Annotated in this window: 16 protein-coding genes; 6 read left to right on the top strand and 10 right to left on the bottom strand. The window is 67.9% G+C overall.

Annotation, left to right across the window (positions count from 1 at the left end):
* Nucleotides 1–216: 216 nt before the first annotated feature.
* From JHD63_RS17630 to JHD63_RS17610, 5 genes are all read right to left on the bottom strand, one after another.
* Nucleotides 217–999 carry a 3-hydroxybutyrate dehydrogenase gene (locus JHD63_RS17630; RefSeq protein ID WP_198972114.1) on the bottom strand — a complete coding sequence of 261 codons (783 nt, stop codon included), beginning with the start codon at nt 997–999 and terminating at the stop codon, nt 217–219.
* Nucleotides 1,000–1,053: 54 nt separating this feature from the next.
* Complete coding sequence (locus tag JHD63_RS17625; RefSeq protein ID WP_233168338.1) at nt 1,054–2,229, bottom strand: DUF3734 domain-containing protein; 1,176 nt, start codon at nt 2,227–2,229, stop codon at nt 1,054–1,056.
* Between the two features lie 130 nt (nt 2,230–2,359).
* Nucleotides 2,360–3,214, bottom strand: coding sequence for an ABC transporter permease (locus tag JHD63_RS17620; protein ID WP_198972113.1), 855 nt, complete (start codon nt 3,212–3,214; stop codon nt 2,360–2,362).
* A 34-nt stretch (nt 3,215–3,248) separates the two neighbouring features.
* Nucleotides 3,249–4,052, bottom strand: coding sequence for an ABC transporter ATP-binding protein (locus JHD63_RS17615; protein ID WP_198972112.1), 804 nt, complete (start codon nt 4,050–4,052; stop codon nt 3,249–3,251).
* A gap of 5 nt (nt 4,053–4,057) precedes the next feature.
* Nucleotides 4,058–5,071, bottom strand: a complete 1,014-nt coding sequence (locus JHD63_RS17610; RefSeq protein ID WP_198972111.1) for an ABC transporter substrate-binding protein — start codon at nt 5,069–5,071, stop codon at nt 4,058–4,060.
* Between the two features lie 151 nt (nt 5,072–5,222).
* On the opposite strand from JHD63_RS17610, the gene JHD63_RS17605 reads away from it, so the two are divergent.
* Together JHD63_RS17605 and JHD63_RS17600 are read left to right on the top strand one after the other, a co-directional pair.
* A complete protein-coding gene (locus JHD63_RS17605) occupies nt 5,223–5,891 on the top strand; it encodes a response regulator transcription factor (protein WP_198972109.1) in 669 nt (222 codons plus the stop codon).
* Between the two features lie 2 nt (nt 5,892–5,893).
* The gene (locus JHD63_RS17600) at nt 5,894–7,294 is read left to right on the top strand and encodes a sensor histidine kinase (protein WP_198972108.1); all 1,401 of its coding nucleotides are present in this window, start codon (nt 5,894–5,896) and stop codon (nt 7,292–7,294) included.
* A gap of 92 nt (nt 7,295–7,386) precedes the next feature.
* Here JHD63_RS17600 and groL read toward each other — a convergent pair whose 3' ends face one another.
* The 4 genes from groL to JHD63_RS17580 form a co-directional block, all read right to left on the bottom strand.
* Complete coding sequence (gene groL / locus JHD63_RS17595; RefSeq protein WP_198972106.1) at nt 7,387–9,039, bottom strand: chaperonin GroEL; 1,653 nt, start codon at nt 9,037–9,039, stop codon at nt 7,387–7,389.
* Between the two features lie 47 nt (nt 9,040–9,086).
* On the bottom strand, nt 9,087–9,377 hold the full coding sequence (locus tag JHD63_RS17590; protein ID WP_198972103.1) for a co-chaperone GroES: 291 nt from the start codon (nt 9,375–9,377) through the stop codon (nt 9,087–9,089).
* 250 nt (nt 9,378–9,627) lie between these two features.
* The gene (locus JHD63_RS17585) at nt 9,628–11,151 is read right to left on the bottom strand and encodes a PepSY domain-containing protein (RefSeq protein ID WP_198972102.1); all 1,524 of its coding nucleotides are present in this window, start codon (nt 11,149–11,151) and stop codon (nt 9,628–9,630) included.
* Nucleotides 11,152–11,317: 166 nt separating this feature from the next.
* Complete coding sequence (locus JHD63_RS17580; protein ID WP_198972100.1) at nt 11,318–13,336, bottom strand: sensor histidine kinase; 2,019 nt, start codon at nt 13,334–13,336, stop codon at nt 11,318–11,320.
* A gap of 75 nt (nt 13,337–13,411) precedes the next feature.
* Here JHD63_RS17580 and JHD63_RS17575 point away from each other — a divergent pair, with 75 nt between their 5' ends.
* Nucleotides 13,412–14,086: a response regulator transcription factor gene (locus JHD63_RS17575; protein WP_370590565.1), complete on the top strand. Its 675-nt coding sequence runs from the start codon at nt 13,412–13,414 to the stop codon at nt 14,084–14,086.
* Between the two features lie 69 nt (nt 14,087–14,155).
* A complete protein-coding gene (locus JHD63_RS25050) occupies nt 14,156–15,070 on the top strand; it encodes an IPTL-CTERM sorting domain-containing protein (protein ID WP_370590564.1) in 915 nt (304 codons plus the stop codon).
* Nucleotides 15,071–15,210: 140 nt separating this feature from the next.
* Here JHD63_RS25050 and JHD63_RS24135 read toward each other — a convergent pair whose 3' ends face one another.
* Nucleotides 15,211–15,414, bottom strand: coding sequence for a hypothetical protein (locus JHD63_RS24135; RefSeq protein WP_233168346.1), 204 nt, complete (start codon nt 15,412–15,414; stop codon nt 15,211–15,213).
* On the opposite strand from JHD63_RS24135, the gene JHD63_RS24795 reads away from it, so the two are divergent.
* On the top strand, nt 15,386–16,159 hold the full coding sequence (locus JHD63_RS24795; protein WP_304952643.1) for a BclA C-terminal domain-containing protein: 774 nt from the start codon (nt 15,386–15,388) through the stop codon (nt 16,157–16,159). The two genes, JHD63_RS24135 and JHD63_RS24795, sit on opposite strands and share 29 nt — an antisense overlap.
* Before the next feature lie 123 nt (nt 16,160–16,282).
* Nucleotides 16,283–16,785: glycosyltransferase (locus JHD63_RS17560; protein WP_198972097.1), on the top strand; the 503-nt coding region annotated here is incomplete at its 3' end.

The following is a 16,785-nucleotide window of genomic DNA, read 5'->3' as shown; positions in this document are numbered from 1 at the left end:
GCCATGCGCGGGCGTGGGCCAGAAATGGTCGCAATCCGGCTCGCAATCGAGCCGCTGCGGCCTTCCCATCTCGGAGTTCCCGATCAACGCGACCGCGCCTCGCTGAAATCGACCGCTTGTTCAGCGTCGCCCTAACCCATTGCCCCGTAAGACCTTTCGCACCGCTGCACGACTGCACCGAAGACTTGACAGCGGACATTTTTCAGGGGCAGGGCGCTACTGCATGAACCACCCGTGGCTCACCACCAGCGACTGCCCGGTGAGTGCGTTGGTTTCGAAGCCGGCGAACAGCAGCGCGACCTGGGCCACGTCCTGCACGGTGGTGAATTCGCCATCGACCGTGTCCTTCAGCATGACCTTCTTGATCACGTCGTCTTCGCTGATGCCCAGGGCCTGCGCCTGCTCGGGGATCTGCTTCTCGACCAGCGGCGTGCGCACGAAGCCCGGGCAGATCACGTTGGCGCGGATCCTGTGCTTGCCGCCTTCCTTGGCCACCGTCTTGCACAGCCCGATCAGGCCGTGCTTGGCGGTGACGTAGGCCGACTTCAGCACCGAGGCCTCCTTGGAGTGCACCGAGCCCATGTAGATGATGCTGCCGCCTCTGCCCGACTGCTGCATGTGCGGCATGACGGCCTTGGTGGTGAGGAAGGCGCCGTCGAGGTGGATCGCGAGCATCTTCTTCCACTCGGCGAAGGGAAACTCCTCGACCGGGTGCACGATCTGGACGCCCGCGTTGCTCACCAGCACGTCGACCCCGCCATAGGCGGCCACCACCTCGGCGACGGCGGCGTTGACCTGGCCTTCATCGGTCACGTCCATGGCCACCGCCATGGCGCTGCCGCCGGACTGGACGATCTCGTCGGCCGCGGCCTGCGCCGCCGCCTTGTTCAGGTCGGCGATCACGACCCTGCCGCCTTCACGCGCGTAGGTGCGGGCGATTTCCTTGCCAATGCCGCTGGCGGCGCCGGTGACGATGCAGACCTTGTCCTTGAGTTTCATGGGAGTGCCTTGGGGGTGGAGGGAGATGTTGCGGCTCTATTCTTGCTCAGACCGTCAGCGGCCGGCCCCGGCGACGGCGGGGTGGTCGGCGGTGAGGTCGAACACGCGCACGCCCGTGGCGTTGCGCTCGCGCCCGGCCCAGCGCGGATCGTGCAGCGTATGCGCCATGTCGGCGCGGCCGGTGTCCCAGTGTTCGAGCATCGACAGGCGCGAGAACTCGTAGTCCTTGGACTGGGTCTCGTAGTGCTTGCTGCGGTAGATCAGGTGCACCACGTCGATGGCGCTCTCGCAGCGCATGCGGGCGAGCGCCTGCAGGTCGGGGTCGCGGCGCAGGGCGGGCGGCAGCCTGGCGAGCAGGCGCTGGGCGGCCTGCGCCACCACCTGCATGTCCAGTTCATGCGTGGTGTTCAGGCGCGTGCGGCTCGAGAACTGGATGTCCTTCTGGCGCTCGCCCACCTCTGCCATATTGGCCGGCAGCGCCCCGGTGGCGGGGAACAGGTCCACCTGGAACACGATGCGGCGCCGCTTGCCGGGCTGGTCCAGCACGTACTGCAGCGGCGTGTTGGAGACCAGCCCGCCGTCCCAGTAATGCTCGCCGTCGATCTCGACCGGCGCGAAGCCCGGCGGCAGCGCGCCGCTGGCCATGATGTGGCGCGCGTCGATGCGCTGGCGCGCGGTGTCGAAGTACTCGAAATTGCCGGTGCGCACGTTGACCGCGCCGACGGACAGTTGCATCGGCCCGGCGTTGAGGCGGTCGAAATCCACCAGCCGCTCCAGCGTGGCGCGCAGCGGCGTGGTGTCGTAGAAGCTGATGGCCTCCAGCGTGCCGGGCGGCTGCAGCGGCGCGGGCGGGAAGCGGGGCTTGAAGAAGCCGGGCACGCCGCAGAGCATGGCCCGGGCCGCGCTCGCGTCGTTGAGCGTGCTGCGTGCCGTGCCTGCGGGCGCGAGCGGCGGCGTCGGCAGCGCCGAGCTGACCAGTTCCCAGAATTCGCGCAGCCGCGCCACGCGGGTCGCGGCCGGGTTGCCGGCGATCAGGGCGGCGTTGACGGCCCCGATCGAGATGCCCGCCACCCAGCTCGGCTCCCGGTAGACGGTGCTGAGCGCCTCGAACACGCCGCCCTGGTAGGCGCCGAGCGCGCCGCCGCCCTGCAGCACGAGGATGCAGTCCTCGTCGGCCGCCGCGGGGGGCGCTGGGTGATGGGGGCGGGAGGCGGTGCGTGGAGCGGTCATGGAAGATCCTGTTCGGGTACCGCATTGTCGGCGGACGCCCGGCGCGCGGATTTTCCAGGACTTATGAGCCAAAAGTGCCTGTAGCCCAGGAAATACCTGGGCTATTAGCTATATTATTAATAGCATCGGCTCAGAACGCCGCCGGCCGCCACTTGAGCAGGCGTTTTTCCAATTGGCTCAGCAGGAAGTCGGCGGCCAGCGCCACCACGGCCAGCACGATCATGGCGGCGAACACGCCGCTGGCGTTGAAGGCGCCCTGGGCCGTGGCGATCAACAGGCCTATGCCTTCCTTGGCGCCCAGGAACTCGCCCACCACCGCGCCCACCAGCGCGAAGCCGAAGCTCACGTGCAGGCTGGCCAGGATCCAGGACATGGCCGAGGGGATCACCACAGACATCGTCACCTGGCGCGGCGATGCGCCGAGGATCTGCGCGTTGGCGATCATGTACTTGTCGGCCTCGCGCACGCCCTGGAAGGCGTTGCCGAAGACGACGAAGAACACCATCACCACCGCCAGCGCCACCTTGGAGGCCATGCCCAGGCCCAGCGCGATGACGAACACCGAGCCCAGCACCACGCGCGGGATCGAGTTGGCGATCTGGATGTAGAGGCTGAACACGTCCGACAGCAGCTTGTTGCGGCCGAGCAGGATGCCGCAGACCACGCCGGCGACGGCGCCGATCAGGAAGCCGATCACCGTCTCCTCCAGCGTCACCAGCACCTGCTGCCACAGCGGGCCCTGCGAGGTGCCTTCCTGCACCCACTCGACGATCTGCGCCCAGATCTGCGAGGGCATGGAATAGAAGAACGGGTCGATCACCTTGAAGCGCGCGGCCAGCTCCCAGCCGCCGAGCGTCACCACCAGCACCGCCAGGCGCAGGGCGATGATCATGCGGCGGCGGGCGCGGATGGCGGCCTGCGCAGTGGCGGATTCGCGGGCCAGCGCTTCGTCGCTGAGCGAGGCGGGCAGGGTGGTGCTGGTCATGGAGGTCTCCGGAAAGGGGGGGCTGTTCAGGGCGTCAGGCAAGGACGACCTCCTGGCGCAGCTCGTCCCAGATCTGCTTGGAGAGGTCGATGAACTGCGGGTCGTAGCGCACCTCGGACATCACGCGCGGGCGCGGCAGGTCGACGTCGTACACGCGCTTGAGCGTGGCCGGCCGGGCCGACAGCACGAACACGCGGTCGGCCAGCGCGATCGCCTCCTCCAGGTCGTGCGTGACGAACACCACCGAGCCGCCGTTGCCAGACCATAGCTGCAGCAGCTCGTCCTGCATCAGCGTGCGGGTCTGCATGTCGAGCGCGGAGAAGGGCTCGTCCATCAGCAGGATCTCGGGGTTGTTGATGAAGGTCTGCGCCAGCGCCACGCGCTTGCGCATGCCGCCCGAGAGCTGGTGCGGGTAGTGCTTGCCGAACCTGGACAGGCCCACGCGGTGGATCCATTCCTGCGCCAGCGCCATGGCCTCGGGCTTGGCCTTGCCGCGGAACAGCGGGCCGGCGGCCACGTTGTCCTCCACGCTGCGCCAGGGGAACACCGCATCGGCCTGGAACACGAAGCCGATGCGCGGGTCGATGCCGGTCACCGGCTGGCCCATCACCCGCACGCTGCCCACGGTGGGCTTGAGCAGGCCGGTGATCATGTTGAGCGTGGTCGACTTGCCGCAGCCCGTGGGCCCGACGATGGCCACGAACTCGCCGCGCGCCACCGACATGCTGAAGTTGCGCAGCGCCACCGTGGCGTTGCCGTCGGCCGAGATGAAGCGCAGCGAGACGTCGTCGAACTCGATGGCCGGCGTGCTGCGGCCTGCGGGGGCACCGTGCTTCATGGCGTTCACTTGGCCGCGGCCAGGTAGGCGTTGCTGTAGGTCCTGGACAGGTCGATGTTCCTGCTCTTGACCTGCGGCTTGTAGGTGGCGAGCACCTTGAGCACCGTCTCGGGGCCGCCGGCGGGCATCTTCGCATCGGCGGTGAACATGGGCAGCGAGGCCTTCAGCGCCTCGACGTACAGCGCCTTGTCGCTGCCGTAGTAGTCGCGCGGCACCAGCTCGGCGATCTGCTCGGCCGAGTGCGTCTGGATATAGGCCATGGTCTTGGCAAAGGCGTGGGCGAGCCTGGTCGCCTGCTCCTTGTGCGCATCGGCCCAGGCGTTCTGCACGTACAGGCTGGCGGCGGGATAGAGGCCGCCGAGCGCGGCCTTGCTGCCTTCCTCGGTGCGCAGGTCCACCAGCACCTTGGCGTCGCCGGTCTTGAGCATCTGCGACACGGTGGGCTCGGTGGTCATGCCGGCCTGGATGCGGTCCTGCTTCATCGCGGCGATGAAGGTGTTGCCCGCGCCCACCGGCAGCAGCGAATAGTCCTTGGAGGCCACGCCCTGGCGGTCGGCCAGGTAGCGCGTCAGAAAGTCTGTGGACGAGCCCAGGCCGGTCACGCCCAGCGTCTTGCCCTTGGCGTCGGCCATGCTCTTGAAGCCCGCGGCCGCGGCCTTGGCGGACACCAGCTCGACCTCGCCCGGCACCTTGCAGAACACGGCGATGGCCTCGATCTCCTTGCCCTTGCTCTGCAGGTCGATGGTGTGGTCGTAGAAGCCCACCACGCCCTGCACCGCGCCGGCGATCAGCTGGTTCTCGGCATCGACGCCGGCCGGCTGCGACTGCAGCTCGACGTTCAGGCCTTCTTCCTTGAAGTAGCCCAGCGCCTCGGTCAGCTTGGCCGGCAGGTAGATGATCTTGTTGATGCCGCCGACCATGATGGTGATCGGGGCATCGGCGGCACGGGCCAGCGGCGCAGCCGCGGCAAGGGCGGTGCACAGGGCGGTGGCCAGCAGGGTTCGGCGGTAGGTGCGCATGGTGTCGGGTCTCCGGGGGTTGAGGCTGCGGCAGGGGCGGCAGCGTCAGGCCAGTCTAGGAAGCGGCACCCTTCAGCGAGCTTTCGCCGCGATGTCCTGGTTCTAGTGGTTATCCCTGGGGGGAAGCGGCTCCGTAGAATTCCGGCACGCCATGAAGCTCCTTCTCATCGAAGACAACCCGCAACTGGCCCACTGGCTGGCCAGCCTGCTGCGTGAGCAGTCCTTCGTGGTCGACCTGGTGGAAGACGGCGACGCCGCCGACCGCCTGCTGCGGCAGGCGCGCTACGACGTGGTGCTGCTGGACCTGAACATTCCGCGCCTGTCCGGCAAGGGCGTGCTGCGGCGCCTGCGCGAGCGCCGCGACGAGGTGCCGGTGATGATCCTCACCGCGGCCGACTCGCTCGACCAGAAGGTGCTGTGCCTGGAGATCGGCGCCGACGACTACATGGTCAAGCCGATCGAGAGCCGCGAGCTGGTGGCGCGCATCAAGGCGCTGCTGCGCCGCCAGGTGCCGGGCAAGGCCAACGATATCCATTGCGGCGACCTGCACTACGACCTGCGCACGCGCCAGTTCACGCTGGCCGGCGAGGACCTGGCGCTGCCGCCGCGCGAGCGCACGCTGCTGGAGACCTTGATGCTCAAGGCCGGCAGCACCGTGCCCAAGCAGGCGCTGATCGACAGCATCTTCGGCCTGGACGACGAGCCCAGCGCCGACGCGGTGGAGCTCTACGTGCACCGCCTGCGCAGGAAGCTGGAAGCCAGCCAGGCCACCATCATCACGCTGCGCGGCGTCGGCTACCTGCTGCGCACCCGGGACTAGCCATGCTCGCCAGCCTGCGCCTGCGATTGGCGGCCTGGCTGCTGCTGCCGCTGTCGGTGTTCGTCGTAGTCTGCGGCTACCTCAACTGGCGCAACGCGGCCGAGGTCGCCGACTACGTGCAGGACCACGACCTGCTGTCGTCGGCCAAGGTGCTGTCGGACCGCCTGATCTGGGAGGGCGACGACGTCGCCGCCAGCGTGCCGCCGGCGGCGCTGAGCCTGTTCGTCTCGCCCGAGCGCGACAGCGTGTTCCTGAGCGTGACCGGCGCCGGCGGCGAACTGCTGGCCGGATCGCCCGGCTTTCCGCTGCCCTCGCCACGGAAGCCCCAGGGCGCGGACCAGGCGCAGTGGTACGACACCACATTCCAGGGGCTGCCCCTGCGCGCGGTGGTGACCCGGCGCGCGATGTACGACGTGGGCGGCGCGCGCGAGGTCACCATCGCCGTGGGCAAGACCACGCGCAGCCGCGACCACATGCTGCGCACGCTCTGGTGGCCGTCGATGGACTACCTGCTGATCGCCCTGGTGCTGGCCGTGCTGCTGACCACGCTGGCGCTGACCTGGGAGCTGCGCCCCATCGTGCGGCTGAGCCGGCAGCTGGCGCAGCGCGATCCGCTGCATCTGGACTTCGCGGTGGATGCGCGCGCGCTGCACACCGAGCTGCGGCCGGTGGCCGACACCATCAACCGCTTCGTGCGGCAGCTCAGGTCGCATTCCGAAGCCCAGCGGCGCTTCATTGCCGATGCCGCCCACCAATTGCGCACGCCGCTGGCGCTGCAGGCCTCGCAGATCGAATATGCGCGCGGCCAGAACTGGGACATGCGCCGGACCGACATGGACGCCATGTGGCAGGCCCTGCAGACCAGCAACCGGCAACTGGTGGCGGTGACCAACAAGCTGCTGCTGCTGGCCCAGGCCGAGCATGCCGACGTTGCGGCGCGGCGGCTGCGGGTGGACCTGGGCGCTGCGGCGCTGCGCAGCGTCGAGCAACTGGCCGCGCTGGCCGACCGCCGCCGCATCGACCTGGGCATGGACCTGCCCGCCAGCGCCGCGCCAGCCTGGGTACTGGCCGAGCCGGCATTGCTCGACGCGCTGGTGGGCAACCTGCTGGACAACGCCCTGCGCTACACCCAGGAAGGCGGCCGCGTGACCGTGGGCGTGCGCAGCGCCGAGGGCACGGTCGAACTCACGGTGGAAGACAACGGGCCGGGCATTCCGGCCGAGGCGCGCGAGCGGGTGTTCGAGCGCTTCTACCGCGTGTCGCACGACACCGAGGGCACCGGCCTGGGCCTGGCCATCGTGCAGGAGATCGCGCGCGCCTTCGGCGCCTCGGTGCGCCTGGCGCCCCACCCGCGCGAGGCGCACGGGCTGCTGGTGACGGTGCGCTTTGCTGCGGCAGCATAGAAAAAAGCCCTCGCGGGTCTTGCAACCTGCGAGGGCTCTTGCGGGGACTGTCTTCGCCGGCGGCGGGCCGGCGAAGACGGTCGACCGAGCTCTTACATGCCCATGTCGCCCATGCCGCCCATGCCACCCATGCCGCCGCCAGGCATGCCTCCGGCGCCGGCTTCATCTTTCGGTGCTTCAGCGACCATGGCTTCGGTCGTGAGCAGCAGGGATGCGACGGAGGCAGCGTTCTGCAGGGCCGTGCGCGTGACCTTGGTCGGGTCCAGGATACCCATTTCGATCATGTCGCCATAGGTGTCGTTGGCCGCGTTGAAGCCGTAGTTGCCCTTGCCGTTCAGCACTGCGTTGACCACCACGCTCGGCTCGCCGCCGGCGTTGTAGACGATCTCGCGCAGGGGCGATTCGACGGCCTTCATGATCAGCTTGATGCCGGCGTCCTGGTCGGCGTTGTCGCCCTTGACCTCGCCCGCAGCCTGCCGTGCGCGCAGCAGTGCCACGCCGCCGCCGGCCACGATGCCTTCTTCCACGGCAGCGCGGGTGGCGTGCAGCGCGTCTTCCACGCGTGCCTTCTTTTCCTTCATTTCGACTTCGGTGGCAGCGCCCACCTTGATCACGGCAACACCGCCGGCCAGCTTGGCCACGCGCTCTTGCAGCTTCTCACGGTCGTAGTCGCTGGTCGCTTCCTCGATCTGGATGCGCACTTGCTTGACGCGGGCTTCGATGTCGGCAGCGGCACCGGCGCCATCAATGATGGTCGTGTTTTCCTTGCCGACTTCGATGCGTTGCGCCGAGCCCAGGTCAGCCAGCGTGACCTTCTCGAGCGTCAGGCCGACTTCCTCGGCGATGACCTTGCCGCCGGTCAGGATGGCGATGTCTTCCAGCATGGCCTTGCGGCGGTCGCCGAAGCCAGGAGCCTTGACGGCCACGACCTTCAGGATGCCGCGGATCGTGTTGACGACCAGCGTTGCCAGGGCTTCGCCTTCGACTTCCTCGGCGATGATCAGCAGCGGACGGCCCGACTTCGCGACTTGTTCCAGCGTGGGCAGCAGGTCGCGGATGTTGCTGATCTTCTTGTCGTAGAGCAGCACGAAGGGGTTGTCCAGAATCGCGGCCTGCTTGTCCGGGTTGTTGATGAAGTAGGGCGACAGGTAGCCGCGGTCGAACTGCATGCCTTCGACGACGTCGAGTTCGTTGTCGAGCGACTTGCCGTCTTCGACGGTGATCACGCCTTCCTTGCCGACCTTGTCCATCGCGTCAGCGATGATCTTGCCGATGGATTCGTCGCTGTTGGCCGAGATGGAGCCGACCTGCGCGATTTCCTTGGAGGTGGTGGTGGCCTTGGAGGCCTTCTTCAGCTCGGCGACCAGGGCGGTGACCGCCTTGTCGATGCCGCGCTTGAGGTCCATCGGGTTCAGGCCGGCGGCCACGTACTTGGAGCCTTCGCGCACGATGGCCTGGGCCAGCACGGTGGCGGTGGTGGTGCCGTCGCCGGCGTTGTCGCTGGTCTTGGAGGCCACTTCCTTCACGAGCTGGGCGCCCATGTTCTGCAGCTTGTCCTTGAGTTCGATTTCCTTGGCCACGGACACGCCGTCCTTGGTCACCGTGGGGGCGCCGAAGGAGCGCTCGAGCACCACGTTGCGGCCCTTCGGGCCCAGGGTCACCTTGACGGCGTTGGCGAGGATGTTCACGCCTTCGACCATGCGGGCGCGGGCTTCGCCGCCGAAGACTACGTCTTTTGCTGCCATGTTGATTTCTCCGATATTCAGTTAGGGATTGAGGGAAAGGAGAAGGATTACTTCTCGACGACCGCGAACAGGTCTTCTTCCTTCATGACCAGCAGCTCGTCGCCATTGACCTTGACGGTCTGGCCAGAGTACTTGCCGAACAGCACACGGTCGCCGACCTTCACGCCGACAGCCGAAACTTCACCCTTGTCGTTCTTCTTGCCCGGGCCGACGGCCAGAACTTCGCCTTGATCAGGCTTCTCGGCCGCTGCGTCCGGGATGACGATGCCCGATGCGGTCTTGGTTTCGCTGTCAATGCGCTTGACGATCACGCGATCGTGCAGAGGACGAAGGTTCATTGCATCTCCTATGAATGGGACAATGTTGGAAGTCGAAAATCACCGCCTCGGAGGCGATGCGGCAAACGTTACAAGGACAGGCACCGTCAACCACCTGGAGCGGTTGTTAGCACTCAAGCCCTGCGAGTGCTAATGATATAGGCTTTTGGCGGCGTTTCAAGAGCGGGCGGGAGTGGGGCGTACCCGGATGCCGGCGGCCGCGGGCAACCGTCCGCCCGGGCCCGAGCAGGGGACAGCCTTCTCTGGAACCCTATTGACACCTGACGGTGCGCAGCTTCACCCCCAGCCTGCGCCAGCCGATGACGACGCCGGTGAGGCTCAGCACCGCGCCGCCCAGGCTCAGGGTGATCAGGGCGATGTCCCACAGCGGGCGCCGTTCCAGCAGCGGCAGCCAGTCCCAGCTGTGCAGCATCGCGAACAGCCATCGGCTCAGGCGCCGGCTGCTGTCGCTGCGGCCCAGCACGGCGCCGCTGTGCGGGTCGATGTGGACCCACGTGGCATGGGCGTCGCCGAAGACCACGCGCAGCACCGGCAGCGGTTTGTCGCCGCCGCCGGTCATGGTGTGTGGCGCGCGTGCGTAGTAGTACAGGTCGTAGGCCGTGAGCCGCTCGATACGCGCGACAGGGGCTGGCAGCAGTCCCGCGGCGGCCTCTTGCAGGGCCTGTGCGTCGAGCGAGTGCGCCTGCGCGGTCCGGCTGTCGAGCAGCAGCGGCCGACCCTCGGCGCCTTGGGCGAGCACCGTGGTCCGGCCAAGGATGCGGACCCAGCGCAACTCGCGTATGGCCCCGCCGGCGGCGCCCAGCAGCACCTGAGGCGAGACATCCTCGGCCGAGATCACCAGGGGCCCGCCCTGCAGCGCCTCGCCCCGCAGCGGCGCGGCACCGCTGTCGAAGATGCGCCAGGGGTTCATCGACATCAGGCCGCTGAAGATCCAGGCGAGGGTGATCAGCGCGAACAGCAGCCCCGTGACGTGGTGCCAGCGCATCATGCGTCCCTGGTAGGGCGAGCGCGCGCCGCTGCGGTAGGGCCGCGCGAAGCGCCAGCGCAGAATGCCCACGGCGGTGCCGGTCAACGTCACTGCGATACCGATGATCGACAGCCAGTTCACGACGTCGGCCCAGTAGCGGTCGAAGACGTTGCCACGGAACGGGTAGAGCCAGTGGATCCATGCGCCCGCGTAGTTCCAGAGCCGCTCCGCGCGCGGCGCATCGCGCACCACCTCCCCGGTCAGCCCTGATACGTAAAGCAGCGTGGCCTCGGCGTCGTCCAACTGCACCCGATGCAGGGGGCGGTGCGCATCGAGCGCGCGCGAATGGGTGAAGGCATCCTCAGCGACCGTGCCGAGATGGCGCATGCCGATGCCCGGGCCGGCATAGGCTGCCGCGCTGTCCAGCGCGCGGCGCAGGTCCACGACGCCCAGGCGCTCGCCGCTGCCGGCATCGACCACGATGACGCCGCTGCCGTGCCGGGCCGGCGCCGTTGCCTGCTGCTGCGGCACGGCGAGATAGACGGCGCGCCCGCCGCTGGCGGCCGCGAACCGCAACTCCTTCAGCGGCCCAGCGATGCCCGCCGCATCGAGCGCCCGGTGCGGGCTCATCCAGGCGTTTTCGGCCATCAGCGGCGGCAGGCGCTGCAGGCGCTCGGCCTCAGTGAGCTTGGGATAGCCCACGTACATCATGACCACGCCCGAGATGAACCACATCGCGAAGAAGGCGCAGGCCACGATGCCGAGCCAGCGGTGGAGCAGCAACAGCCAGCGCTTGGCGCGGAGCATCCTAAGGCAACGCTGAACAAGTCCCTCGCGTGTCGCGCATCCCTGCTGTGGGCGGTCTGCGGCGTTGCAAATCCTCGCCATAGCTGCGGCTATGGCTGCGGTTTGCGCCTTGCATCCCATCCCACACCAGGGCGCGCGCCACCACGCGGACTTATTCAGCGTTACCCTAAGGAAATGGCAAGGTCGGCGCCAGCGTCAGGGTGAAGCGCGCGCCGTGCCCGGCCTCGGACGAGGCCGTCACGTCTCCGCCATGCAGCTGTGCGATGCGGCGCGATACCCACAATCCCAGCCCGAAGCCCCGCGCCTCGTCCGCACGGTTGCCGCGCTCGAAGTGGCCGAAGATGCGCTCCACCTCGTCGGGGGCGAGCCCCGGGCCCTCGTTGGCCACCGAGAGCGCCAGGCCGCCGGTCGGCGCGATGCCGGCCGAGACGCAGATGGTGCCGCCGCGCGCATATTTCACGGCGTTGTCCACCAGGTTGGAGAAGGCGATGCGCACCAGTGTCGGGTCGCAGGGCCACTGTGCGGGGGCGCCATCGGTGTCGATCTGCAACTGGTGCCGCGGCGACCACTGCACCAGTTCGGCAGCGTCCTGGACCAGGTCCGGCACCGACACCTGGCCCGGCATCAGGCGAAAGCCCGCGGACGCGAAGCGCTCGTTGGCCAGGCAGTTCTCGACCAGGGCCGTGAGCCGGTGGCAGGCGCGGCGGATCTGCGCGGCCCGCTCCCTCTGCAGCGGCAGCTCGGGGGTGGGGAAGGCCAACTGCTCGGTCGCCGCGCTGTCCACCACCGCCAGCGGGGTGCGGAATTCGTGGCTGATCATGCTGAAGAACTGACGTTGTTCCAGCCGCAGTTCGCGTTCCGCGTACAGGGCGTCCTGCAGGTCTGCCCGGGCATTGTCGATTTCTCTCGTGCGCTGCTGCACCCGCAGCTCGAGCCGCTGCTCGGAGTCGGTCAGCCGCCGCAGCATGCGCGTCCTGGCCATGTGCACGCTGCGGTAGCGCTGGTACATGCCCGTGAACACCGCGCCCGCAACCATGACCAGGAACATCAGCAACTGGATCTGCCAGAGTTGGGGCAGAAGGTCCTGGCCAACCTGCAACAGACCCACGAACGTGGCCAGCGTCGCCACGTCGCCGGCCGAATGGACGGCATAGGTGAGGAACAGCAGGCGCCGCTCCAGCGTGGGACGCCGCTGACGCAGCAGCACGCCGTACAGGGTGGCGGCGATGGCGGAAGACACGATAGGGCTTATCACGCTCAGGATGGCCACTTCGCTGTAGTAGCCGAGCGGCGCGGCCGCCATGCAGGCCAGGTTCGGCGCTGCCAGGGCCAGCAGGAAGCGGTCGGTGCGGCGCCAGCGCGTACCTCTGGTCAACTGCTCCCTCACCAGCAAGGCGGTCGTCGCCGATAGCGCAAAGGCGCCTACGCCCACCATGTGGCTGGCCCAGATCGGATACTCCTCCAACAGCCAATAGATGCCATAGCCGTGCACGTTCAGGATGTGGAAGAGACCCACCGTTCCCAGCAGCCCGATCCAGGCCAACTGCCGCATCCGGAAGGCCACTGCAGCGGCCCAGATCAGCGTCAGGACCCCCAGCGTGAAACCGAACAGGCTCCCGATGGCCCAGCCGCTGCGCTCCAGCGCCCCGGGGAGGTGTTCCGGGCGCCACAGTTTGCCCTGCAGGCGCAGCACGCTGCTGGTCTGGATGCGGAGGAACAGCGGCCGGTCGGGCCGGACGTCGAAGAGGAAGGCACGCCGGCCGCCGCGCTGTGTGGCGGACACCAGATCGCCGTTGACCTGCACCTCCCAGGCCGGGCCTTGGCGCTGGTAGGCCGTCACCGAGTCCAGGTAGGTGGGCAGGATCTGCAATTGCAAGGCTGCCTCCTGGCGCAGTGCCACAGGCAGGTCGATCCGCACCCACAGCGGGCTGCGGGTGTAGCCCATGCTGAGCGTGTCCGTCCATCGTCGGAACATGCTGGCCGGCAGGGCCTCCACGTCCTCCGGTCGCCACCGCTCCGTGGGGTCCATCACGGCCTGCATCACCACGTCAGGCCCCAACACCAGGGGGTGGCCCGCGGCGAGCCGCGCCGTCAGTTCCTGCGCGTGCAGGGGCAGCAGAAGTGCCCACAGCAGCAGCCCGAGTGCGTTGCGCAGCTTCGTGCGTAATGGTGAGTTTTTGTGCATGACGAAGCGCTCCAGGGCCTGCAAGAATCATCCCTATCAATTTGTTTCGCAATGTCGCAAGATTATTCCCACCCGGTGCCGCACACCATCGCCGTCGTCGAGGACGACGAGGATCTGCGCGGCAATGTCTGCAGTTTCCTGGAGCGTTCCGGCTTCGGCAGCTGGGGGGCGGAGTCGGCAGAGGATTTTTATGTGCAGCTGCTGCACCGGCGCGCGGACCTCGTGCTGGTCGACCTCGGCCTGCCCGGCGAAAGCGGCCAGAGCCTGGTGGACCGCCTGACCCGCCAGCACGTGCCCGTGGTCGTACTGACCGCGCGGGGCGACCTGCCGAGCCGCATCGAGCTTCTGGACGCAGGAGCGCTGCAGTATTTCGTCAAGCCCGCGGACCTGCATGAACTGGTCGCCGGCATCCGGTCGCAACTGCGGCGCGCGGTGTTCTTGCCCCGGGCAGAAGCCACGATGGTGTCGTGGAGTCTCGATCAGGCGCAGGCCGTGCTGGTGGCACCCAACCAGCGCAACGTGAAACTGACCAGCCGCGAAATGGAGTTGCTGGTCCACCTGATCGAGGTGCCCGGTACCCTGGTCAGCAAGCAGGCCTTGATCGACGCCATGGGAGGCGGCGATCCGGAGGATCTTTTTCACCGCGTCGAATCGCGGCTCACCCGGCTTCGGCGCAAGACGCTGCAGACCACCGGGCTGACGCTGCCGGTGCGCTCCGTCTTCGGACGCGGACTGGTGTTCGTCCCATGAGCGTTCCGTAGCCGCCTGACGCCCCGGCCCGCAGGCCGGCCCACGTTCCAGCTTTTTTTTGTGCGCTCCGTGCAGCGCAGGGAGGTGCTTTGCCATCAGGTTCTTCAATGCGGCACGTGGCTGCCTAACCAATTCAAGGAAACCGAATTGAAATCAAGCAAGCAAAACCATGTCAAGTGGGCGCGGCTGCGGCGTGCGGTGCGCGCCGGGGTCGCCGCTCCGGGGGGCGCGGTACCTCTGGTGCGGCCAAAGGGATTCACGCAATCTCCGCGAAGAACTCCTGCTCACGGGAAGAAGGCGGCAGGCGGCGTCAGGCTTGCGCTGTCGCTGGCCGCGCTGCTGTGCGGCTCTGCCTATGCGCAGGTGGTGGTGCCGCTGGGCGGCGATCTGAATGTGCCGGCGGGCGGCATGGATCTGGCCTGTGTGCCGCTGCAGGTGCAGGGTACGGTCAATGTGAACGCCGGCCTGCTCAGTACGGTGGGCAATGTGGGCATCGATCCGAGCGGCGTGGTCAATGGCGGCCAGGGCACGATCACGGTCGGCGGCAACTGGAGCAGCAGCGGCCAGTTCAATCCGGGCACGGGCACGGTGGTTTTCAACGGGGGCTGTACCGCCAATCCGGTGACGATTTCCGGGACCACGGTGTTCAACAACCTGAAGCTGACCAGCAGTACCGACGGGACTTTCGTGGTGCCGGTGGGCACGCAGTTGACGGTCAACGGCACGCTGACGCTGCAGGGCGCGCCGGGCCATCCGCTGAATCTGGTGTCTTCGGGTGCGCAGACGGCGGTCATCACGCTGGGGCCGAACGCGCAGGTGGTGCGTGACAACGTCACCCAGGCGCCCAACGTGCAGATCGGCGCGGCGCTGGCCGCCATTCCGACGCTGAGCGAATGGGGGCTGGCGCTGCTGAGCCTGCTGGTGGCGGCCGCCGCCTTCTGGCACGGACGCAAGCAGCGCCGTCGCTCCATGAACCACTCCTGAACCACTGAAACAGCCAACCATTCAAGCATCGAGGTATTGCACATGAACCCATCCACCCTTCCATTCGCTCCCCGGCGTCTGACCCAAGCCCTGGGCACCGCACTGATGCTCGGCCTGCCGTGCGCCGTGTTCGCGGCCCCCTACGGGCCCAGCATCACCGCCACCGTGCCGCAGAACGGCGGCTTCGTCGTCAAGGATTCCACCGGCACCAGCACCCGCCTGCAAGTGCTTGACAACGGCAGCGTGCTGCTGCCCGCGTTGGGCGGCGCCACGACCCAGAACAGCCTGGCCTGCTTCGACAGCGCCACCGGCCTGATGGGGCCTTGCGCCAATGGCGTAGGCACGGGCCCCACCGGACCGGCGGGCGTCACCGGGGCTGTGGGCCCCACCGGACCAGCGGGCGTCACCGGGGCTGTGGGCCCCACCGGACCAGCGGGCGTCACCGGGGCTGTGGGCCCCACCGGACCGGCGGGCGTCACCGGGGCTGTGGGCCCCACCGGACCAGCGGGCGTCACCGGGGCTGTGGGCCCCACCGGACCAGCGGGCGCTCCTGGCGTCACCGGGGCTGTGGGCCCCACCGGACCAGCGGGCGCCAACGGGACCAACGGGACTGTGGGCCCTGCCGGCCCTACAGGCCCTGCCGGCCCTGCAGGCCCTGCCGGCGCATCCGTCGGGGTCGATTCGGCCTACGCCGCCAATACCAGTAGCTCTGTGATTCCCGTCGTCATCAGCGGTACCAATGTTCCGCTCCCCGGTTTGCAAGAGCTGGGAACCTTCACCACCAACGGTAACTCCGACGCCTTTACCGTCCCAAGCACAGGCCTCTACTTGGTGAGCTATGACATAATCACCTCTCCTTTGGTTGGTATTTTTTCACAAGTGTCGGTAAATGGAGCGCCGCGACCTGCGTTGACGGATACCGTGGGCATAGATACTGGTACGCGCATCAATCGGCATCGTCAGGCCATCCTCCCCTTGGTTGCAGGCGATACGTTGCAGCTTCAGTTGGGCGGTATGCTTGGAGCAGTAACTCTCCAGGGCAATTCAAACGAACCAGGAGCGTCCATGAGCATCGTCCGCCTGAAATAGCAAGACTGGATCAATCCACGCCAAAAGTGGCCTCAATCCATGTGGCCCCGGGGGCGGGGGCGTGCGCGCCGGGGAGGGAGACGGCGGCAACGCCGTGTCCTGACCGTCCCTGAGGAGCCCGCTGTGAAGATCTGCCTGAACATGATCGTGCGCGACGAGGCGGCGGTGATCGAGCGCTGCCTGGCCTCGGTGCGGCCTTACATCGACCGCTGGGTGATCGTGGACACCGGCTCGGTGGACGATACGCCCCGGCGCATCGAGGCCGCGCTGGCCGGCTTGCCGGGCCAATTGCACCACCGGCCCTGGCGCAACTTCGGCCACAACCGGACCGAGGCCTTGAACCTGGCGCGCGAGCAGGCCGACTACCTGCTGTTCATCGATGCCGACGAAACGCTGGGCGCGGTGCCGGGCGCGGCCTGGCCCGGGCTGGATGGCCCGGCCTATTCGCTGGAGGCGCGCTACGGGTCGCTGAGCTACGACCGGTGCAGCCTGGTGTCCACCGCGCTGCCCTGGCGCTGGGAAGGCGTGCTGCACGAGTACCTGAACGCCGGGCAGCCGGTGGCGCAGCCGCGCGTGCCGGGCTTCTGGATCGACGTCACGCCCGAGGGCGCGCGCTCGCGGGACCC

The sequence above is a fragment of the Xylophilus sp. ASV27 genome, assembly GCF_016428875.1.
Lineage (GTDB): Bacteria > Pseudomonadota > Gammaproteobacteria > Burkholderiales > Burkholderiaceae_C > Xylophilus.
Note: the sequence above shows the minus strand (reverse complement) of the source record. Positions and strands in the feature narration are given on the sequence as shown.